The 19,565-nt window shown below is 75.4% G+C and carries 17 protein-coding genes; 7 read left to right on the top strand and 10 right to left on the bottom strand.

From position 1 onward, the window contains the following. The first annotated feature begins 48 nt into the window (after positions 1-48). The 3 genes from miaA (at position 49) to dapF (ending at position 2,499) form a co-directional block, all read left to right on the top strand. A complete protein-coding gene (gene miaA / locus ACHZ99_RS13620; RefSeq protein ID WP_420304788.1) occupies positions 49-987 on the top strand; it encodes a tRNA (adenosine(37)-N6)-dimethylallyltransferase MiaA in 939 nt (312 codons plus the stop codon). A gap of 113 nt (positions 988-1,100) precedes the next feature. Continuing rightward, a complete protein-coding gene (locus tag ACHZ99_RS13615; RefSeq protein WP_420305202.1) occupies positions 1,101-1,559 on the top strand; it encodes a hypothetical protein in 459 nt (152 codons plus the stop codon). A gap of 73 nt (positions 1,560-1,632) precedes the next feature. Beyond that, on the top strand, positions 1,633-2,499 hold the full coding sequence (gene dapF / locus ACHZ99_RS13610) for a diaminopimelate epimerase (protein ID WP_420304787.1): 867 nt from the start codon (positions 1,633-1,635) through the stop codon (positions 2,497-2,499). A 110-nt stretch (positions 2,500-2,609) separates the two neighbouring features. Here the strand turns inward: dapF and ACHZ99_RS13605 are convergent, their stop codons facing one another. The 5 genes from ACHZ99_RS13605 to ACHZ99_RS13585 form a co-directional block, all read right to left on the bottom strand. Further along, on the bottom strand, positions 2,610-4,196 hold the full coding sequence (locus ACHZ99_RS13605) for an FAD-dependent monooxygenase (RefSeq protein WP_420304786.1): 1,587 nt from the start codon (positions 4,194-4,196) through the stop codon (positions 2,610-2,612). Positions 4,197-4,325: 129 nt separating this feature from the next. Continuing rightward, positions 4,326-5,309: an amino acid ABC transporter permease gene (locus ACHZ99_RS13600; RefSeq protein ID WP_420304785.1), complete on the bottom strand. Its 984-nt coding sequence runs from the start codon at positions 5,307-5,309 to the stop codon at positions 4,326-4,328. Continuing rightward, positions 5,306-5,977 carry an amino acid ABC transporter permease gene (locus ACHZ99_RS13595; protein WP_420304784.1) on the bottom strand — a complete coding sequence of 224 codons (672 nt, stop codon included), beginning with the start codon at positions 5,975-5,977 and terminating at the stop codon, positions 5,306-5,308. Before ACHZ99_RS13595 ends, ACHZ99_RS13600 begins: the two co-directional genes overlap by 4 nt. Before the next feature lie 115 nt (positions 5,978-6,092). Further along, entirely contained in the window at positions 6,093-6,938 is an 846-nt protein-coding gene (locus tag ACHZ99_RS13590; RefSeq protein ID WP_420304783.1) for a glutamate ABC transporter substrate-binding protein, read from the bottom strand. A 36-nt stretch (positions 6,939-6,974) separates the two neighbouring features. Then, positions 6,975-7,754 carry an amino acid ABC transporter ATP-binding protein gene (locus ACHZ99_RS13585; RefSeq protein ID WP_420304782.1) on the bottom strand — a complete coding sequence of 260 codons (780 nt, stop codon included), beginning with the start codon at positions 7,752-7,754 and terminating at the stop codon, positions 6,975-6,977. 259 nt (positions 7,755-8,013) lie between these two features. Here ACHZ99_RS13585 and ACHZ99_RS13580 point away from each other — a divergent pair, with 259 nt between their 5' ends. Both ACHZ99_RS13580 and ACHZ99_RS13575 read left to right on the top strand, forming a co-directional pair. Further along, complete coding sequence (locus ACHZ99_RS13580) at positions 8,014-8,769, top strand: response regulator transcription factor (protein WP_420304781.1); 756 nt, start codon at positions 8,014-8,016, stop codon at positions 8,767-8,769. 12 nt (positions 8,770-8,781) lie between these two features. Continuing rightward, positions 8,782-10,194 (top strand): HAMP domain-containing sensor histidine kinase, encoded by a 1,413-nt coding sequence (locus ACHZ99_RS13575; RefSeq protein ID WP_420304780.1) that lies wholly within the window; start codon positions 8,782-8,784, stop codon positions 10,192-10,194. Here ACHZ99_RS13575 and ACHZ99_RS13570 read toward each other — a convergent pair. Further along, positions 10,191-11,315 (bottom strand): AI-2E family transporter, encoded by a 1,125-nt coding sequence (locus ACHZ99_RS13570; RefSeq protein ID WP_420305201.1) that lies wholly within the window; start codon positions 11,313-11,315, stop codon positions 10,191-10,193. The genes ACHZ99_RS13575 and ACHZ99_RS13570 overlap by 4 nt on opposite strands. 141 nt (positions 11,316-11,456) lie before the next feature. Beyond that, positions 11,457-11,651: a DUF3046 domain-containing protein gene (locus ACHZ99_RS13565; protein WP_027752675.1), complete on the bottom strand. Its 195-nt coding sequence runs from the start codon at positions 11,649-11,651 to the stop codon at positions 11,457-11,459. A gap of 90 nt (positions 11,652-11,741) precedes the next feature. Here ACHZ99_RS13565 and ACHZ99_RS13560 point away from each other — a divergent pair, with 90 nt between their 5' ends. Next, positions 11,742-12,647 carry a hypothetical protein gene (locus ACHZ99_RS13560; protein WP_420304779.1) on the top strand — a complete coding sequence of 302 codons (906 nt, stop codon included), beginning with the start codon at positions 11,742-11,744 and terminating at the stop codon, positions 12,645-12,647. Between the two features lie 15 nt (positions 12,648-12,662). On the opposite strand, the gene ACHZ99_RS13555 is transcribed toward ACHZ99_RS13560, so the two are convergent. From ACHZ99_RS13555 to ACHZ99_RS13545, 3 genes are all read right to left on the bottom strand, one after another. Then, positions 12,663-12,971 (bottom strand): AzlD domain-containing protein, encoded by a 309-nt coding sequence (locus ACHZ99_RS13555; protein WP_420304778.1) that lies wholly within the window; start codon positions 12,969-12,971, stop codon positions 12,663-12,665. Then, positions 12,968-13,741, bottom strand: coding sequence for an AzlC family ABC transporter permease (locus tag ACHZ99_RS13550; protein ID WP_420304777.1), 774 nt, complete (start codon positions 13,739-13,741; stop codon positions 12,968-12,970). Before ACHZ99_RS13550 ends, ACHZ99_RS13555 begins: the two co-directional genes overlap by 4 nt. Before the next feature lie 78 nt (positions 13,742-13,819). Beyond that, positions 13,820-14,680, bottom strand: coding sequence for an AraC family transcriptional regulator (locus ACHZ99_RS13545; RefSeq protein WP_420304776.1), 861 nt, complete (start codon positions 14,678-14,680; stop codon positions 13,820-13,822). Between the two features lie 47 nt (positions 14,681-14,727). On the opposite strand from ACHZ99_RS13545, the gene ACHZ99_RS13540 reads away from it, so the two are divergent. Further along, entirely contained in the window at positions 14,728-19,563 is a 4,836-nt protein-coding gene (locus ACHZ99_RS13540; RefSeq protein ID WP_420304775.1) for a DEAD/DEAH box helicase, read from the top strand. Positions 19,564-19,565 lie beyond the last annotated feature (2 nt).

Genomic DNA, 19,565 nt, shown 5'->3' with positions numbered 1-19,565 from the left:
TCACGTCGCTCGTTCGAGGGGCATCCCGTTGTTTGCGAGACTTGCCGCGTGACAGACACCCCACCCCGGGCCCGGGTCGTCGCGGTCGTCGGGCCCACGGCCGCCGGCAAGTCCGACCTGGCCGTCGCGCTCGCCCGGCGGCTCGGCGGCGAGATCGTCAACGCCGACTCGATGCAGCTGTACCGGGGGATGAACATCGGTACGGCCAAGCTGACGCCCGCCGAGCGGCAGGGCGTGCCGCACCACCTGCTCGACGTGTGGGACGTCACCGAGACCGCCAGCGTCGCCGAGTACCAGCGCCTGGCCCGCGCCGAGATCGACCGGCTCGGCGCGCTCGGCCGCACCGCCGTGCTCGTCGGCGGCTCCGGGCTGTACGTGCGCGGGGCCGTCGACGCCATGGACTTCCCCGGCACCGACCCCGCCGTCCGCGCCCGGCTGGAGGCGGAGCTGACGGCCGCCGGGCCCGGCCCGCTGCACGCCCGGCTGGCCGCCGCCGACCCGGACGCGGCGCGCGCGATCCTGCCGGGGAACGGCCGCCGGATCGTCCGCGCGCTGGAGGTGATCGAACTCACCGGCCGCCCCTTCACGGCGAACCTGCCCGCGCACGAGTCGGTCTACGACACGTTCCAGATCGGCGTCGCCGTGCCGCGCCCCGAGCTGGCGGGCCGGATCGGGCGGCGGGTGGACCGGATGTGGCGGGCCGGTCTGGTGGCGGAGGTGCGGCGGCTGGAAGCGGAAGGGCTGCGTGAGGGCCGTACGGCCTCCCGGGCCCTGGGGTACCAGCAGGTGCTGTCGTTCCTGGCCGGCGGGTGTACGGAAGCGGAGGCCCGGGACGAGACCGTCAGGGCCACCCGGAGGTTCGCGCGGCGGCAGGACACGTGGTTCCGGCGCGACCCGCGCGTGCACTGGATCAGCGGCTCGGAGGCCGACCGTGACCGGCTTCCGGACACCGCGTGGGACCTACTCGAACGGTCGGTCACAGGCTGATCACGTGATGGCATCGGGACGCCCCGGTGGCACTGCGGGTGTTCCCGGGCGTGCCATCATCAAAGCGAGCTGTGAAGCCTGAAAGTCGCCGGAGGTTGGGAGGGCGCGTGGCTATGGAGGCCGGCCCTCGTGACAGTCGACGGGAGCCGCGGGACGACCGGATCGCCGGGCCCGTGGCGGAGCCCGCGGACGACCTCGCCGGGGACCTCGCGGAGACCTCGGAGCCCGTGGAGCAGGAGTCGTTCCGCGAGCTGCGGCCGCCGAGCCTGCTGCGCTTCTGGCAGCTCGCCCCCATCGTCGCGCTGGCCGCGCTCGGCTCGCTGATGTTCGCGTTCCCGCTGGCCTTCGAGTTCGGCGGCGGCGGGCCGGTCGTGGCGATGCTCGGGCTGCTCATCAGCTGCTGCGCGGCCGGGTGGGCGCTGATGGCCGCGCGCCGGGTGGGGCTGGCGCTGCCCGGGCTGCCGCGGCGCGGCTCGGGGCGGCGGGCGGACTGGCGGATCGCGCTGCTGTACGCGGCCGCGGTGGCGGCCGTCGTCGCGCTGGCCGTGTGGCGGGTGGCCCGCCTCCAGTGAGCGGCGCGGGCCCCGAGGCGGGCCCGGCACGGGACGCCCGGGCGCTGTCGGCCCGGGCGGTTACGATCGCAGCGTGAGCACCGAGCAGCTGCACTACCTCAAGGGACACGGCACCGAGAACGACTTCGTGATCGTTCCGGACCCCGCCGGTCTCATCGACCTGTCCGCCGACGACGTGGCCCGGCTCTGCGACCGCCGGGCGGGCATCGGCGCCGACGGCCTGCTGCGGGTCGTGCGGTCCGACGCGCACCCGGAGGGGCGGCGGCTGGCCGCCGGCGCCGAGTGGTTCATGGACTACCGCAACGCGGACGGCGGCGTCGCCGAGATGTGCGGGAACGGGGTGCGGGTCTTCGCGCGCTATCTGCAGCGCGCCGGGCTGGTCGAGACCGGCGACCTGACGGTGGGCACGCGCGCGGGCATACGCCGGGTGCACCTGGCGAAGGACGGCGACGTGACGGTCGGCATGGGCCGGGCGGCGCTCGCGGACGGGCCGGACGCCGAGGTCACGGTCACGGTGGACGGCCGCGGCTGGCCCGCGCGCAACGTCGGCATGGGCAACCCGCACGCGGTGGCGTTCGTCGACGCCCTGGCCGACGCGGGACGGCTGTACGAGGCGCCGGAGGTCACGCCCGCGTCGGCGTATCCGGCGGGGGTGAACGTGGAGTTCGTCGTGGACTGCGGCCCGCGGCACGTGGCGATGCGGGTCCACGAGCGCGGCTCCGGAGAGACCCGCTCGTGCGGTACGGGCGCGTGCGCGGTGGCCGTCGCCGCCGCCCGCCGCGACGGCGTGGACCCGGCGGCGACGGGCCGCCCCGAGACGTACACGGTGGACGTGCCGGGCGGGCGGCTCGTGGTGACCGAGCACCCCGACGGCGAGGTGGAGATGACCGGCCCGGCGGTCATCGTCGCCGAGGGCGACACGTCGCCGGGCTGGCTGTAGCTCCGGCGCCCGCCGCCCCCGGCCCGTACGGGACACGGGCGGGCGGCCCGCGAACGCCCCGCGTCCCGCCAGGCCGCGCGCCGGACGCGGCCCGGGCCCGGGCCGCCGCCCTACTCCTCCGCGTCGTCCGCCCGCCCCAGCATCCGGTTCGCGCACAGCCGCAGCGGCCCCTCCCGTACCCCCGCCACCGCCGCCATCAGGTGCCCGTCCGGGCGGATGTACAGCACGGTGTGCGGCGCCGCTCCCGGATACGCCTCCGCGACCAGCAGCCGGGCGCGGACGGGGAGTTCGCCGACCAGCCGGACCAGCCCCGGCATCAGTCCGGCCTGGAGCCACCGGCCGCGGTCGTAGACGCGGGTGCCCGGGGCGACGAGCACCAGCAGCGGGTCACCCCCCAGCCGGTCGGAGAGCCGCCCCGTCCAGCCGTCCGGGGCGGTCACCGGCACGTCGGCGACCCGGGCGCCGGGCGCCGTGTCCACCGCCACCGCCCCGTCCAGGCCGGCCGGCGCCGTGTCGTACACCGGCGGACCGCCGATGCGGCCGCGCCCCAGGTGACCGTCCGTCAGCAGCTCCGCCGCCGTCCGGCCGCGCACCGCCGCCCGCAGCCCGCCCGCGCGCCGCAGCAGCGGGCGGACCTGGTCGGCGGCGCGCAGCCGGGCGCTGATCGCGCCGCGGCGCTCGGTGACGTAGGTGTCGACGAGGTCGTCGCCGGAGTCGTCGCGGCCGGCCTGGTGCCAGGCGCGGCCGAGCTTCCAGGCGAGGTTCTCGGCGTCGGCGAGGCCCTCGTCGAGCGGCTGGGTGCCGAGGGAGCCCACGAGGTGGGCGGCGTCGCCCGCGAGCAGCGCCCGGCCGCGGCGCCAGCGGCGGGCGAGCCGGTGGTGGACCGTGTGCACGCCGGTGTCGAGGAGTTCGTACGACGGGTGGCGGCTGCCCGTCCAGGTGCGCAGCGTGGCCTCCAGCCGGGCGACGAGGGCCTCCGGGGTGACGACGCCGCCGCCGGGCGGCAGCAGCCAGTCGAGCCGCCACCGGTCGTCGCCCAGCGGCCGGGCGACGCACTCGGGGCCGGGCCCGCTGCGCGGCGTGCCGCGGTACAGGACGCCCTCGCCGGGCCACGGCAGGTCGGCCCGGACGGCGGCGACGGCGTGCCGTTCGACGGCGGTGCGGCCGGCGTACGGCACCTCCAGCAGCTTGCGCACGGTCGAGCGGGCGCCGTCGCAGCCGACGAGCCAGCTGCCGCGCCACCATGTCCCGGCCCGGGTGCGGACGTGGACGCCGTACGGCTCCTGCCGCAGCTCCGTCGCCTTGCTGCCGCGGAAGACCTCGACGTGCTTGGAGTGGTCGGCGAGGGCGGCCAGCGCGGTGGTGAGGGCGTGCTGCGAGAGGTGCAGCGGCGCCGGCCCGCCCCGGTCGCCGAACTCCACCCGCACCTGCGTCCGGCCGCCGCGCAGCACGCGCCAGCCGGTGAAGAGGGCGCCGCGCTCCCGGACGCCGGCGGCGCCGAGGCGGTCGAGGAACGCGGTGGTGTGCGGGCGCAGCACGGCGGTACGGGCCGGGCGCGGGCCGGCGGGCCTGCCGTCCTCCTCGGCGTCGCCGGCGGGCCGGTCGTCGAGGAGGACGGTGGGGACCGCGTGCCGTGCCAGAGCCAACGACAGGGCGAGCCCGACCGGGCCCGCCCCGACGATGATCACCGGGTCCACGGTGACGCGCCTCCGGCGCCTTGGTGCCTACGAACTGCGGGGGTTGGAGCCCGGTGCGCGATCACACGAGGTATGCAACCCACTGCCGCACGCCGCAGTCAAGCTGAGGCCCGGGGCCGCCCCTTAGGGCTACGTCCGGCCGCCGCTCCCGCCGCCGCCACCGCCGTCCGGCACGCCGTCCGCGGGGCCGTCACCGGGCTCGCCGTCCGGCACCCCGTCCGGCGTGGCCGGGGCGCCGGCCGCGGCGCCGGTGCTCAGGTCGTCGACCGCCGCGGCGCCGACGACCGCGCCGGTGGTCCGCTTGCCGCGGCGGACGATGCGCTCCAGCCAGCTCGCGAGGGACGTCAGTATGAAGTTCACGATGACGTAGATCACCGCGACGACGATGAAGCTGGCGAACACGTTGGAGTAGTTCGACGCCAGCGTGCGCCGTTCGATGAGCAGTTCGCTGAAGCCGATCATCACGCCGCCGAGCGCGGTGTCCTTCACGATGACGACGAGCTGGCTGACGATCGCCGGCAGCATCGCGGTGACGGCCTGCGGCAGCAGCACGCTGCCCATCATCTGGCCCTTGCGCAGGCCGATGGCCTTGGCGGCCTCGCTCTGCCCCCGGGGCAGGGAGAGGATGCCGGCGCGGACGATCTCGGCGAGCACGGCCGCGTTGTAGAGCACGAGCCCGGTGACGACGGCGTACAGCGGGCGCTGTTCGCTGTCGATGCCGGTGTACTCGGAGTAGAACTGGTTCGCGAACAGCATCAGGATCAGCACCGGGATGGCGCGGAAGAACTCCACCACCGCGGCCGCCGGCACCCGCACCCAGGCGTGGTCGGACAGCCGCGCGATGCCGAACAGGGCCCCCAGCGGCAGCGCGATGACCAGCGAGAGCCCGGCGGCCTTCAGCGTCTCCCCGAGCCCGGGCAGCAGGTACGTGGTCCACGCCTGCGACTCCGTGAAGAACGGCTCCCACAGCGCCCATTCGAGCTGGTTCTTCTCGTTCAGCTTGTCGACGACCCACCAGACGCCGAGCGCCAGCACGACGAGGAAGAGGACGCTGTAGAGGACGTTGCGCGCCCGGGCCCGCGGCCCGGGTGCGTCGTAGAGGACGGAACTCATCGCCTGACCGCCACCTTCTTGCCGACCCAGCCGAGGAAGAGCCCGGTCGGCAGGGTCAGCACGACGAAGCCGAGCGCGAAGATCGCCGAGATGAGCAGGAGCTGCGCCTCGTTCTCGATCATTTCCTTCATGAGCAGGGACGCCTCGGCGACCCCGATGGCCGCCGCCACCGTGGTGTTCTTGGTGAGGGCGATGAGGACGTTGGTGAGCGGGCCGACGACCGAGCGGAACGCCTGGGGCAGCACGATGAGCCGGAGGACCTGGGTGAAGCTCAGCCCGATGGCGCGGGCGGCCTCCGCCTGGCCGACGGGCACCGTGTTGATGCCCGACCGCAGCGCCTCGCAGACGAACGCGGAGGTGTACGCGGACAGTCCGAGCACCGCGAGCCGGAAGTACTGGGCGTCGAAGTTGCCGCGCGCGCCCATGGTGACGCCGAAGACGTCGGCGAGTCCGAGTGCGCAGAAGACGATGATGACCGTCAGGGGGATGTTACGGATGACGTTCACGTAGACCGCGCCGAAACCCCGCATGAGCGGGACGGGGCTGACCCGCATGCCCGCCAGGACCGTCCCCCAGACCAGGGAGAACAGGCCGGAGAGCAGGGTGAGTTTCACCGTGACCCAGAACGCGTCCAGGATCTGTGAGTCGTATTCGGAAATGATGTCCAACGTCAGTCCAGCGCTCTCGCCTCAAGTGGGCACGGTGGTGTGCCACCCGGGCCGGGCGGCACACCACCGCTCTGACAGTGCGGCGCACCGCCGCGGCGGGCGGCGGTGCGTGCGGTCACTCCTTGATGTCGCCGATCTTCGGCGCGGGCTCGTAGTCGTAGTTCGCGGGGCCGAGGTTGGCCTCCATGAACTTCTCCCAGGAGCCGTCGGAGACCATCTTCTCCAGGGCGGCGTCGATGTCGCTCTTCATCTTCTCGTCGCCCTTCTGGACGCCGATGCCGTAGTTCTCGTTGCTCAGGTTCAGCCCGGCGAGCTTGAACTTGCCCTTGTTCTCGTCCTGCGCGGCGTAGCCGGCGAGGATCGAGTCGTCGGTGGTCAGGGCGTCGATCGAGCCGTTGGCGACGGCGTCGAGGCACTCGGAGTAGCCGGCGCGCTCGGCGAGCTGGGCCTTCGGCGCGATGGTGTCCTTGACGTTCTGCGCCGAGGTGGACCCGGTGACCGAGCAGAGGGTCTTGCCGTTGAGGTCCGCGCCCTTGGCGATGGTGTCGTCGGAGCGGATCAGCAGGTCCTGGTGGGCCAGCAGGTACGGGCCGGCGAAGTCGACCTTCTGCTCCCGCTCGTCCGTGATCGAGTAGGTGGCGGCGATCATGTCGACGTCACCGCGCTCCAGCATGGTCTCGCGGTCGGCGCTGATCGCCTCCTTCCACTCGATCTGGTCCGCGGAGTAGCCGAGCTCCTTGGCGACGTACGTGGCGACGTCCACGTCGAAGCCCGAGTACGAGCCGTCGGGCTCCTTCAGGCCGAGACCGGGCTGGTCGAACTTGATGCCGACGGTGATCGAGTCCTTGCTGCCGCCGTCACCGCTGTCGCCGCTGTCACCGTCGTCGGAGCCGCAGGCGGCCGCGGTGACGGAGAGGGCGAGTGCGCAGGCAGCGGCTGCGCTGACCTTGCGGAGATTCATGGTGAGCATCCTTCTGTCTGGTGTGTTGCCGGCAGCTCAGTGGTGCAGGATCTTCGACAGGAAGTCCTTCGCCCGGTCGCTGCGAGGGTTGGTGAAGAACTGGTCGGGCGTCGTCTCTTCCACGATCTGGCCGTCCGACATGAAGACCACCCGGTTCGCGGCGGAGCGGGCAAAGCCCATCTCGTGCGTGACGACGACCATAGTCATACCGTCCCGGGCGAGCTGCTGCATAACCTCCAGCACCTCGTTGATCATTTCGGGGTCGAGCGCCGAGGTCGGCTCGTCGAAGAGCATGACCTTGGGCTCCATCGCCAGCGCGCGGGCGATCGCGACCCGCTGCTGCTGGCCGCCGGAGAGCTGTGCGGGGTACTTGTCCGCCTGGTTGCCGACGCCCACCCGGTCGAGCAGGGCCCGGGCGGAGGTCTCCGCGGCCGCCTTGTCCTTCCTGCGGACCTTGATCTGCCCCAGGGTCACGTTCTGCAGCACGGTCTTGTGGGCGAAGAGGTTGAAGGACTGGAAGACCATGCCCACGTCGGCGCGGAGCTTGGCCAGCTCACGGCCCTCGGCGGGCAGCGGCTTGCCGTCCAGGGTGATGCGGCCGGAGTCGATGGGCTCCAGCCGGTTGATCGCGCGGCACAGCGTGGACTTCCCGGACCCGGACGGTCCGATGACGACGACGACCTCGCCGCGCGTGATCGTGAGGTCGATGTCCTGGAGCACGTGCAGCGCACCGAAATGCTTGTTGACGTTGTCCAGTACGACCAGCGGTTCGTCCGCCGCCGGGACGGCGTCCTTGGCCGTCGAAACCTCGGTCATCCGCGTCTTGCTCCGTCCTCTTCGGTTGCCAGGACCTTAGTGAGCAGCCTCGACCAGCGTCATCACATCTGAGGGGAAATTGAGCATAACGATCCGGCTGCAATCGGACACAATAGGTTGAATCGGGGCGCTGCTCTCCGTGCCGGTCACATAACAGAAACCGCGCGGTGACCTGGCCGGACTTGACGGGGCAGGGGCGTATCCGCGTGTATTCCTGTGCGGGCTGAGACGATACGCGAGTCAGGGAACAGGAGGGCCGATGAGGCTGCTGCTCGTCGAGGACGACGACCACGTGGCCACCGCGCTCTCCGCGGTGCTGGCCCGGCACGGCTTCGAGGTGGGCCAGGCCCACAGCGGCCAGGAGGCGCTCCAGGAGCTGCTGCACAGCGAGCTGGCCCCGTTCGACGTGGTGCTGCTGGACCTCGGGCTGCCCGACCAGGACGGCTTCGAGGTGTGCGGGCGGATCCGGAAGCTCACCGGCACGCCCGTGATCATGGTGACCGCGCGCGCCGACGTCCGGTCCCGCATCCATGGCCTCAACCTGGGCGCCGACGACTACGTCGTCAAGCCGTACGACACCGGCGAGCTGCTCGCCCGGGTGCACGCCGTCGCCCGGCGCACCGCGGCGGCCGACCCCGAGCCGGGCGCCGGCCCCGCGGGCGGCGCGGGCCCCGCCGGGCCCGGCGGGGCCGCCGAGCGGGCCGACGAGCCCGCGGCGCCGCTGGTCGTGGGCCCCGTGACGGTGGAGCCGAACGCGCGCCGGGTCAGCGTCGGCGGCGCGGAGGTGCAGCTGACCCGCAAGGAGTTCGACCTGCTGGCGCTGCTGGCGGCGCGCCCGGGGGTGGTGTTCCGGCGGGAGCAGATCATCAGCGAGGTGTGGCGCAGCAGCTGGGAGGGCACGGGCCGGACCCTGGAGGTCCACATCGCCTCCCTGCGCGGCAAGCTGGGCCTGCCCGCGCTGATCGAGACGGTCCGCGGCGTCGGCTACCGCCTCGTGCCGCCGCCGGCCGGCTGAGGCCGGGGCCGCATGCGCACCCGGCTGCTCCCGCTGCTCATCGTGCTCATGGCGGGCATGCTGCTGGCGCTCGGCCTGCCGCTCGCCGACCGCATCGCCGGGCAGGAGCAGCAGCACGTGATCGTGGACCGTATCGACGACACCGCCCGCTTCGCCTCCCTCGCGCAGTACGTGTCCTCGCGCAACGAGGCCCGCGCGCCGGCCGAGGACGAGCGGCTGCGCGCGTTGCAGGAGGAGCTGCGCCGCTACCACGACCTCTACGGCATCCGCGCCGGCGTCTACTACCGCGACCGCACCGCCATGGCCGCCGCCCCGGCCGGCTGGCGGGCGATGGCCGCGGGGCAGGGCGAGCGGGCCTTCTCCGAGGCCCTGGCCGGCCGGCGCAGCCACGACCCCCCGCAGGTCTGGCCCTGGCAGGAGGGCCGGCTGACCGTCGCCTCCCCCGTCGTACGGGACGGGGACGTCGTCGCCGTCGTGGTCACCGACTCGCCCACCGGGGCGATGCGCTCCCGCACCCTCACCGGCTGGCTGTGGCTCGGCGCGGGCATCGCCGCCGCGATGGCCGTCGCGGTGGGGGCGGCGTACCGGCTGACGGGCTGGGTGCTCAAGCCCGTGCGGGTGCTGGACAAGGCCACCCACGACATCGCCACCGGCCGGCTGAAGTCCCGCGTCGCCGCCGCCGGCGGGCCGCCGGAGCTGCGCCGGCTCGCCGGGTCGTTCAACGAGATGGCCGACAACGTCGAGGACGTGCTGGAGAAGCAGCGCGCCTTCGTCGCCGACGCCTCCCACCAGCTGCGCAACCCGCTGTCCGCGCTGCTGCTGCGCATCGAGCTGCTCCGGCTGGAGGCGCCGCGGGCCGCGGCGGAGATCGACTCGGTGCAGGCCGAGGGCACCCGGCTGGCCCGGGTGCTGGACGACCTGCTGGACCTGGCGCAGGCCGAGCACTCCCCCGCCGACCTGCGGCTGACGGACGTGGCGCGGCTGGCGCAGGAGCGGGTCGCCAGCTGGCGCCCGCTGGCCGAGGCGCAGGACGTCCGCCTGTTCCTCTCCGGCGCCCCGGCCGTGACCGGCTGGGCGGACCCGGTGGCGCTGTCCAGCGCGCTGGACGCGGTCGTCGACAACGCCGTGAAGTTCTCCCCGGCCGGCGGCGAGGTGGAGGTGCGGGTGGCCGCGGACGGCGACGCGGTGACGGTCGCGGTCGCCGACGGCGGGCCGGGGCTCACCGACGAGGAGCTGGGCCGCATCGGCGACCGCTTCTGGCGCAGCGGACGGCATCAGAACGTCTCCGGCTCGGGGCTGGGGCTGTCCATCGCCCGGGCGCTGCTGGCGGCGGGCGGGGGACGCGTCTCGTACGAACGCAACGAGCCCAGGGGGCTCCGGGTGACGATCGCGGTGCCGCGGCACGCGCCGGAGGAAGGCGGTTAGGGCGCGTCCCGCGGGTGGCGCCGCAGGGCGGCGCGCATCCGGGCCAGCCGCGCCGGGCCGCGGCGGCGCCCGGTGCCGTCGCCGTGGACGCGGGCGTCGACCTCGTAGCGGCGTACGTACGCGGAGAGGAACGCCTGGAGCGTCGCCGTCGCCGGGATCGCGATCAGCGCGCCCACCGCGCCCAGCAGCGCCGCGCCGGCGACGACCGAGCCGAACGCCACCGCGGGGTGGATGTCGACGGTCTTCGCGGTGATCCGCGGTTGCAGCAGGTAGTTCTCGAACTGCTGGTAGAGGATCACGAAGCCGAGCAGCCACACCGACGTCCACGGCCCGACGGTGAACGCCAGCAGGATCGGCAGCGCGCCGGCGATGTACGTGCCCACGGTCGGCACGAACTGCGAGACGACCCCCACCCACACCGCGAGCGCGGGCGCGTACGGCACGTCCAGCAGCTCCAGGACGAGGTAGTGCGCGCCGCCCGAGGCGATGGCCATCAGGCCGCGGGAGTACAGGTAGCCGCCGGTCTTGGCGACCGCGATCTCCCAGGCGCGCAGCACCTCCGCCTGCCGGGCCGGCGGCAGCACGGAGCAGATCGCGCGGCGCAGCCGCGGGCCCTCGGCGGTGAAGTAGAAGGCGAAGAGGACCACGGTCAGCGTGGTGAACAGGCCGCCGAGGACGGTGGTGGAGATGCCCCAGACGTTGTCGGCGCTGCGCTGGAGGTAGTCGCGTACGGCCTCGGACTTGAGGAAGTCCTGCTGGAGGTCGTCCACGCGCAGTTCGGTGCCGAACTGCTCGTTGATCCAGTCGACGAGGGACTCGACGTAGTCGGGGAAGTTCTCGACGATCAGCCGGACCTGGTCGGCGACGAGCGAGCCGAGGGCGGCGACGAACGCCGCTGCGGCCAGCAGCACGCCGAGGAACACCAGCGCGGTGGCGGCGCCGCGGCGCATGCCGCGGGCGGCGAGGCGGTCGACGGCGGGCTCGCAGGCCAGCCCGATGAACAAGGCGACCACGATGTTGAGCAGCAGCCCGTACAGCTCGTGGAAGGCCCACTCCGCAACCTGGAAGCAGGCGACCAGGGCCAGCGCGAGCACGAGGGCGCGGGGCAGCCAGGGGGGCATGCGCTCGCGCCCGGCCGCGGGCGGGGCGCCGCCGCCGGGGGGCGTGTCCGGCGCGTCGGGGGTCGCGGGGGCCGTGGTGTCGTCGGAAGCAGCCGATGCAGCCATGGATGAACAGTGTGTCCGACGGCGGCCGCCGCGCCGTCAGCGCATCTCCGCCGGGATGTCCATCGCCGCGCACACCCCCCGCCAGACGTCGCGCGCGTCCCACCCGGCGTCCAGCGCCTCGCGGACCGTACGGCCGCCCAGCTCGGACATCACGTGGTCGCGCGCGAAGGAGTCGACGTAGGGCTCGCCGAAGTAGTCGCGCATCCGCTGCCAGAAGACCGTCAACCGCATGCGTCCATTATCCCGCCGGTACGTGCACCTGAGAGTGCTCCCCGTCCGTTGGCCTCCCGGCCGGTGCGTCCCTGCTCGTAACGTCGCCCCATGGCTGACTCCGCGCAGGCCCGCGCCGCAGAGTTCATCTGGCAGACCGCCCGTGTGCTGGAGCAGCGCCGGTTCGCCCACCACTTCGCGCCCGGCGGCGCCGACGCCGACGGGGTGGAGAAGGCCCTGGAGGCGTACCGCAACGCCGACGGCGGCTACGGGCACGCCCTGGACCCCGATCTGCGCGGGCCGGTCAGCCAGCCGCTGCACACCGCGCACGCGCTGCACGTCCTCGACTCCCTCGGCCGCTGCACCGGCCGCCGCGCCGAGGACGTCTGCCGCTACCTGACCGTCGTCTCCAACGCCGACGGCGCCCTGCCCGCCGTGCACCCCTCGCTGCGCGGCTACCCCGCCGCGCCGTGGCTGCCGGTGCCGGCGGACCCGCCGAGCGCGCTGCTGACGACGGCGCCGGTCGTGGGGCTGCTGCACCGCAACGACATCTGGCACGCCTGGCTCTTCCGCGCCACCGACTTCTGCTGGCAGGCCGTCGAGACGCTGCGCCGGAGCAGCCCGTACGAGGCGCAGGCGGCGGTCGCCTTCCTCGACCACGTGCCGGACCGGCGGCGCGCGGAGGCCGCGGCGGACCGGCTGGGGCGGCTGGTGCGCGCCGAGCGGCTGGTGCTGCTGGAGCCGGGGCGCCCGGGCGCGCCGCCGGCCGCGGAGGGCCACGCGCCGGGCGAGCACCTGCGGCCGCACGACTTCGCCCGGCGGCCGGGGTCGCTGGCGCGGCGCTGGTTCAGCGACGCGGAGATGGCGCGGTCGCTGGACTTCCTGGCGGCGAACCAGCGGGCGGACGGGGGGTGGCCGGTGGCGTGGCGGCGCTGGTCGCCGGGGGCGGAGCTGGAGGCCCGGCCGCTGGCGACGCTGGCGGCGCTGCTGACGCTGCGGGCGTACGGCCGGATCTGACGCCGCGGGGCGCGCTCAGCCGGACACCGCCCGCACGGCCGCGGTGACGATCACCGCCGCGGCCACCACGACCAGGAACGGCGCCCGCAGCAGCAGCGCCGCCCCGGCCGCCGCGAGCCCGGCGGCGCGGGCGTCGAGGACCAGCGTGGTGCCGTCGGCGAAGGTCTGCTGCGCGGTGAGCGCGGCCAGCAGCGCCACCGGCAGCAGGGCGGCGAGACGGCGTACGAGGGGGCGTTCCAGGGCGCCCGAGGGGACGGAGAGGCCGAGCAGCTTGACGGCGTAGCAGCCGGCGAAGGTCAGCCCGATCGCGAGCCAGGTGTTCACGCGCCGCCTCCCGCCCGCTGTCCGTCCGTGCGGTTCCCGGCGTCGTCGCCCTCGCGCGCGCGCCCGCGCGTGCCGCGTCCGCGCAGGGCCAGCACCAGGGGCGCCGCCAGCGCGGCCACCAGCACCGGCGTCCCGGCGGGCAGCACCGGCAGCGTGCCGAGCGCGAGCGCCACCGCGACGACCGCGGTGGCCCGCTCCACGGTCCCGGTCAGCATCGGTCCCACCAGCGCCAGGAACACCGCCGGCCCGGCGGCGTCCAGGCCCCACGCGGCGGTGTCACCGATGGCCTCGGCGCCGAGCACGCCGGCGAGGGTCGTGGCGTTCCAGCAGACGTACAGGGTCAGCCCGGTGACGACGAAGCCGACGCGCTGGGCGCGGCGGGTGGGCTGGGCGATGGTGACGACGGCCGTCTCGTCGATCACCCATTGGGCGGCGAGCGGCCGCAGCGCCCGGGGCAGCCGGAGCATGGGCGCGAGGCGCAGCCCGTAGAACGCGTTCCGTACGCCGAGGAAGAACGCCCCGGCCGCGGCGGCGAACGGGCCGCCGCCCGCGGCCACCGCGCCGGCGAGGGCGAACTGCGAGGCGCCGGTGAAGATCAGCAGGCTCATGGCGCACGCCTGCGCGGCGCTGAGCCCGGCGCCGGCCGCGGTGACGCCGAAGGCGAACCCGGAGAGCCCGACAGCGACGCCGACCCCGAGCCCGTCCCGGAGGGCGGCGCGGTCCCCGGGCGTGCGGTCGGCGGTGGGCGGGGGGTGTGCTTCTGTGGCCATGCGCCGGACGCTATGCCGCCGGGGTCCGGCCGGTCTTGTACGTTCTTGCACGCCCCGCGACCGCGGTCCCGGGGCCGGTCAGCCGGCCCGCTCCCGCCGGTACGCGCCCGGGGGCACGCCCACGATGCGGGTGAAGTGCCGGTTCAGGTGGGGCTGGTCGGTGAACCCCACGGCCACCGCCGCCTCCGCCGGCCGCAGCCCCTGGTCCAGCAGCCGGCGCGCGCGGCGCACCCGGGCGTCGGTCAGCCAGCGGTGCGGCGGGGTGCCGTACGCCGCCTTGAACGCCCGCAGCAGCGCGAACGGCGACGTGCCCAGCTCCGCCGCCAGCGCCTCCAGCGTCGGCGGCGCCGCCATCCGCTCGTCCAGCAGCGCCCGCGCCCGCGCGGCGGTCCGCCCGCCCGCGGACGCCACCGCGCGCTCCCCGAGCCGCGCCCCGTGGCGGCGCAGCAGGCGGGCCAGCACGACGCGCAGGACGCTGTCGGCGGCCAGCGGGTCGTCCTCCTCCGCGGCGCGGTGCACCTCCGCGATGAGCCGCGAGCCGCCGGGGTCGTCGACCAGCGTCTCGCCGAAGCCCGCGGTGCCGCGGATCGCGGTGGTCTCCGCCGCCACCTCGGCGACCAGGGCGGCCGACGGGTAGAGCGTCGCGTACGCCCAGCCCTCGGCGGCGCCGGCGCGGGCGGTGTGCGGCACCTCGGGGTTGATCATGGTGACGGTGCCGGGGCCGGCGAGGAGCGTGCCGCCGGGCATGCCGACGGCCTCCACGCCGGCGGTGACGGCGCCGAAGACGTAGCCGTCGTGGGCGTGGGCGGGGAAGGTGTGCCCGACGTAGCGGGCGCGCAGCAGGTCGAGGCCGGGCAGGCTCGTGTACCGCCAGTGCCGGGCCCACTCGCCGTCCGCGCCGGCGTCGCCGCCCGGCGCCCGCGCCGTACGCGACCCCATGGGGACAAGTGTGCTGGGTGTCAGTGGCCGGGTGCACGATGGTTCACATGGCGAGATCGGTGCTGGAGACGTTCGACCCGGCGACCCGGGCGTGGTTCGAGGGCGCCTTCGCCGCGCCCACGGCGGCCCAGGAGGGCGCCTGGCGGGCGCTGGGCGAGGGCTCGGACGTGCTGGTCGTGGCGCCGACGGGCTCGGGCAAGACGCTGGCGGCGTTCCTCTCCGCGCTCGACGGGCTGACGGCGGCCCCGCCGCCGGCCCAGGCGCGCAAGCGGTGCCGCGTGCTGTACGTGTCCCCGCTGAAGGCGCTGGCCGTGGACGTCGAGCGGAATCTACGCAGCCCGCTCACCGGCATCCGCCAGGAGGCCGTCCGGCTCGGCCGGCCGGAGCCGGAGGTGCGGGTCGCGATCCGCTCCGGGGACACCTCCGCGGCCGAGCGCCGCTCGATCGCCAGCCGTCCGCCGGACATCCTCATCACCACCCCCGAGTCGCTGTTCCTGATGCTGACCTCCGCCTCGCGGGACGCGCTGTCCGGCGTGGAGACCGTGATCCTGGACGAGGTGCACGCGGTGGCGGGGACGAAGCGCGGGGCCCACCTCGCGCTCTCCCTGGAGCGGCTGGACGAGCTGCTGCCGCGGCCCGCGCGCCGCATCGGCCTGTCGGCGACGGTCCGGCCGGTGGAGGAGGTGGCGCGGTTCCTGTCGCCGGGGCGGCGGGTGGAGGTCGTGCAGCCGCCGTCGGAGAAGCGGTTCGACCTGTCCGTCGTCGTGCCGGTGGAGGACATGGGGGAGCTGGGCGGCTCGCCCGCGTCGGACGAGGGCGCCGGCGCCGACCGCCCGTCGATCTGGCCGCATGTGGAGGAGCGCATCGTCGACCTGGTGGAGGAACACCGCTCGACGATCGTCTTCGCCAACTCGCGCCGCCTCGCGGAGCGGTTGTGCAACAGGCTGAACGAGATCGCCCACGAACGCGCGACGGGCGAGCCTCCCGCGGCGGACGAGCCGCCACCCGCCGAGATCATGGCCCAGTCGGGCGCGGCGCGGGGCGCGCCCCCGGTGATCGCCCGCGCGCACCACGGCTCGGTCTCCAAGGAGCAGCGGGCGCAGGTGGAGGAGGACCTGAAGGCGGGGCGGCTGCCGGCCGTGGTCGCCACCTCCAGCCTGGAGCTGGGCATCGACATGGGCGCGGTGGACCTGGTGGTGCAGGTCGAGTCGCCGCCGTCGGTGGCGTCGGGGCTGCAGCGGGTCGGCCGCGCGGGGCACCAGGTGGGCGCGGTCTCGCGCGGCGTGGTCTTCCCCAAGTACCGCGGCGACCTGGTGCAGTCGGCGGTGGTCACGGAACGGATGCGCGAGGGCGCCATCGAGGCGCTGCGGATCCCCGCCAACCCGCTGGACGTGCTGGCGCAGCAGATCGTGGCGATGACGTCCATGGACGAGTGGGACGTGGCCGAACTGCTGGCGCTGGTGCGCCGGGCGGCGCCGTTCGCCGCGCTGCCGGAGTCGGCGTACACGGCCGTGCTCGACATGCTCGCCGGGCGCTATCCCTCCGACGCCTTCGCCGAGCTGCGCCCCCGGCTGGTGTGGGACCGGGTGGCGCAGACGGTCAGGGGACGCCCGGGCGCCCAGCGGCTCGCGGTCACCTCCGGCGGCACGATCCCGGACCGCGGCCTCTTCGGCGTCTTCCTGGCCGGGGCCGACCCCAAGAAGGGCGGCGGCCGGGTCGGCGAGCTGGACGAGGAGATGGTCTACGAGTCCCGCATCGGGGACGTCTTCACGCTGGGCACGACGTCGTGGCGCATCGAGGACATCACCCGGGACCGGGTGCTGGTCTCCCCCGCCCCGGGCGCGCCGGGCCGGCTGCCGTTCTGGAAGGGCGACCAGCTGGGCCGGCCGCTGGAGCTGGGCCGGGCGCTGGGCGCGTTCCTGCGCGAGCTGAGCGGCATGGACCGTACGGCGGCGCAGGAGCGGCTGCGGGCGGCCGGGCTGGACGCGTGGGCCGCGGGGAACGTGCTCGCGTACCTGGAGGAGCAGCGCGCCGCCTGCGGGCACGTACCGGACGACCGGACGATCGTCGTGGAGCGCTTCCGGGACGAGCTGGGCGACTGGCGGGTGGTGGTGCACTCGCCGTTCGGCGCGCAGGTGCACGCCCCGTGGGCGCTGGCGCTCGGCGCCCGGCTCACCGAGCGGTACGGGATGGACGCCCAGGTGATGCACGCCGACGACGGCATCGTGCTGCGGCTGCCGGACACCGACCTGATGGGGCTCGACCTGCTGGACGTCGAGCCGGCGGGCGGCCCGGACGGCGGTGCCGCCGCGGACGCGGCCGGGGACGACGGGGGGTCGCCCCTCGGCGCGGCCGACGTCCTCTTCGACAAGGGCGAGGTCGACCAGGTCGTCACGGACCAGGTGGGCGGCTCCGCGCTCTTCGCCTCCCGGTTCCGCGAGTGCGCGGCCCGGGCGCTGCTGCTGCCCCGCCGCGACCCGCGCAAGCGCACGCCGCTGTGGCAGCAGCGGCAGCGCGCCGCGCAGCTGCTCCAGGTGGCCAGTGAGTTCGGTTCGTTCCCCATCGTGCTGGAGGCGGTGCGCGAGTGCCTTCAGGACGTCTTCGACGTCCCCGGGCTGACGGAGCTGATGGGCGACGTCGAGAACCGCCGGGTGCGGCTGGTGGAGGTGACGACGCAGGAGCCGTCGCCGTTCGCCCGCTCGCTGCTCTTCGGGTACGTGGCCCAGTTCCTCTACGAGGGCGACTCGCCGCTGGCCGAGCGCCGGGCCGCGGCGCTGTCGCTGGACTCCCGGCTGCTCGCCGAGCTGCTGGGGCAGGCGGAGCTGCGCGAGCTGCTGGACGCCGAGGTGCTGGCGGAGCTGGAGCGCGAGTTGCAGTGGCGCACGGACGACCGGCGGATCAAGGACGCCGAGGGCGTCGCCGACGCGCTGCGGGTCCTCGGCCCGCTCACCGACGAGGAGCTGGCCGAGCGGGGCGCGGAGCCGGCGTGGGTGCGCGACCTGGAGGGCGCCCGCCGCGCGATCCGGGTGCGGATCGCGGGCGCGGCGCACTGGGCTGCCGTCGAGGACGCCGGCCGGCTGCGGGACGCGCTGGGCACGGCGCTGCCGGTGGGCGTGCCGGAGGCGTTCACTGAGCCGGTGGCCGACCCGCTGGGCGACCTGCTGGCGCGCTTCGCCCGGACGCACGGGCCGTTCACGTCCGGGCAGGCCGCGGCGCGCTTCGGGCTGGGGGCGGCGGTCACCGACGGCGCGCTGCACCGCCTCGCGGCGGCGGGGCGGACGGTGCAGGGCGAGTTCCACCCGGCGGGCATCGGCCAGGAGTGGTGCGACGCGGCCGTGCTGCGGCGGCTGCGCCGCCGGTCGCTGGCGGCGCTGCGGGAGGAGCTGGAGCCCGTCGCCCCGGCCGCCCTCGCCGCGTTCCTGCCGCGGTGGCAGCACCTCGGCACGCACAGCCTGCGCGGCCTCGACGGCCTCGTGCGGGCGGTGGAGCAGTTGCAGGGCGCGCCGGTGCCGGCGTCGGCGCTGGAGAAGCTGGTGCTGCCGTCGCGGGTCGCGGGGTACGTGCCGACGATGCTCGACGAGCTGACGAACTCGGGCGAGGTGGTCTGGGCCGGCGCCGGCGCGCTGCCCGGCAAGGACGGCTGGATCTCCCTGTATCCCGCGGACTCCGCGCCGCTGCTGCTGCACGAGCCGCATCCGCTGGAGGTCACGCCGCTGCACCGGGCCGTGCTGACCGCGCTGGCCGGCGGCTACGGGCTGTTCTTCCGGCAGATCGCCGAGCAGGTGCGGGCCACCTGCCCGGACGCCACCGACGCGCAGCTCGCCGACGCCGTGTGGGACCTGGCCTGGTCCGGCCGGCTGACGAACGACACCCTCGGCCCGCTGCGCGCCCTCCTCGGCTCCGGCCGCACCGCGGGCGCCACGGCGCACCGCGCGAAGCGGCCGACGCCGCGCGGGCGTTACGGCAGCCCGGCGGTCGCGGGCGCCGCGCGCCCGGCGTCGCGGAACGGCCCGCCGACGGTCTCGGGCCGCTGGTCGCTGCTGCCCGAGCGGGAACCGGACGCCACCCACCGCGCGCACGCGCTGGCCCGCACGCTGCTGGACCGGCACGGGGTGGTGACGCGCGGCGCGGTGTCCGCGGAGGGCGTGGAGGGCGGCTTCTCGGCGGCGTACCGGGTGCTGGCGGCGTTCGAGGAGACGGGCCAGGCCCGCCGGGGTTACGTCGTGGAGGGGCTGGGCGCGGCGCAGTTCGCGATGGACGGCGCGGTGGACCGGCTGCGGGCGGTGGCCACGAGCCGGGAGCGCGGGTCCGCTGCCGCGGAGGCGCCGGAGGGCGACGGGTTCGGCGGACCCGACGGGCCCGACGGGTTCCCGGACGATGCGGGCCCGGCGGGCCCGTATGGCGGGCACACCCTGGACGGCGGTCGCGGCGGCGGGCGCCCGCGGTCCGGTGCCGCGCGGGGCGGCGGCGCCCGGGCGTACGGCGCCGGCGGTGCGGGCCGCGGCGGGCAGCGGGCGCTGGTGCTGGCGGCGGCGGACCCGGCGAACGCGTACGGGGCGGCCCTGCCGTGGCCGGACCCCCCGCCCGGCACGACGCACAAGCCCGGCCGGAAGGCCGGGGCGCTGGTGGTGCTGGTGGACGGCGACCTCGCGCTGTACGTGGAGCGCGGCGGCCGCACGCTGCTGGCCTGGCCCCCGGCGGACGACCCCCGCCTCGCCGAGGCGGCGGCGGCCCTGGCGGCGGCGGCCCGCGGCGCCGCCCTGGGCCGTACGGCCACGGTGGAGCGCATCAACGCCACCCCGGCCCTGGACTCCCCCCTGGGCGCCCTCCTGGAACAGGCCGGTTTCCTGGCCACCCCCCGGGGCCTGCGCATCCGCGCCTGACG

The sequence above is a fragment of the Streptomyces sp. MAR4 CNX-425 genome (genome assembly GCF_048656465.1).
Lineage (GTDB): Bacteria > Actinomycetota > Actinomycetes > Streptomycetales > Streptomycetaceae > Streptomyces.
Note: the sequence above shows the minus strand (reverse complement) of the source record. Positions and strands in the feature narration are given on the sequence as shown.

Coding starts and splice junctions, on each gene's coding strand:
- ACHZ99_RS13615 (WP_420305202.1), top strand. CDS start 1,101: ATGGAGGCCGGCCCTCGTGACAGTCGACGGGAGCCGCGGGACGACCGG.
- ACHZ99_RS13600 (WP_420304785.1), bottom strand. CDS start 5,309: ATGAGTTCCGTCCTCTACGACGCACCCGGGCCGCGGGCCCGGGCGCGC.
- ACHZ99_RS13590 (WP_420304783.1), bottom strand. CDS start 6,938: ATGAATCTCCGCAAGGTCAGCGCAGCCGCTGCCTGCGCACTCGCCCTC.
- ACHZ99_RS13585 (WP_420304782.1), bottom strand. CDS start 7,754: ATGACCGAGGTTTCGACGGCCAAGGACGCCGTCCCGGCGGCGGACGAA.
- ACHZ99_RS13580 (WP_420304781.1), top strand. CDS start 8,014: ATGAGGCTGCTGCTCGTCGAGGACGACGACCACGTGGCCACCGCGCTC.
- ACHZ99_RS13575 (WP_420304780.1), top strand. CDS start 8,782: ATGCGCACCCGGCTGCTCCCGCTGCTCATCGTGCTCATGGCGGGCATG.
- ACHZ99_RS13570 (WP_420305201.1), bottom strand. CDS start 11,315: ATGCCCCCCTGGCTGCCCCGCGCCCTCGTGCTCGCGCTGGCCCTGGTC.
- ACHZ99_RS13565 (WP_027752675.1), bottom strand. CDS start 11,651: ATGCGGTTGACGGTCTTCTGGCAGCGGATGCGCGACTACTTCGGCGAG.
- ACHZ99_RS13560 (WP_420304779.1), top strand. CDS start 11,742: ATGGCTGACTCCGCGCAGGCCCGCGCCGCAGAGTTCATCTGGCAGACC.
- ACHZ99_RS13550 (WP_420304777.1), bottom strand. CDS start 13,741: ATGGCCACAGAAGCACACCCCCCGCCCACCGCCGACCGCACGCCCGGG.
- ACHZ99_RS13545 (WP_420304776.1), bottom strand. CDS start 14,680: ATGGGGTCGCGTACGGCGCGGGCGCCGGGCGGCGACGCCGGCGCGGAC.
- ACHZ99_RS13540 (WP_420304775.1), top strand. CDS start 14,728: ATGGCGAGATCGGTGCTGGAGACGTTCGACCCGGCGACCCGGGCGTGG.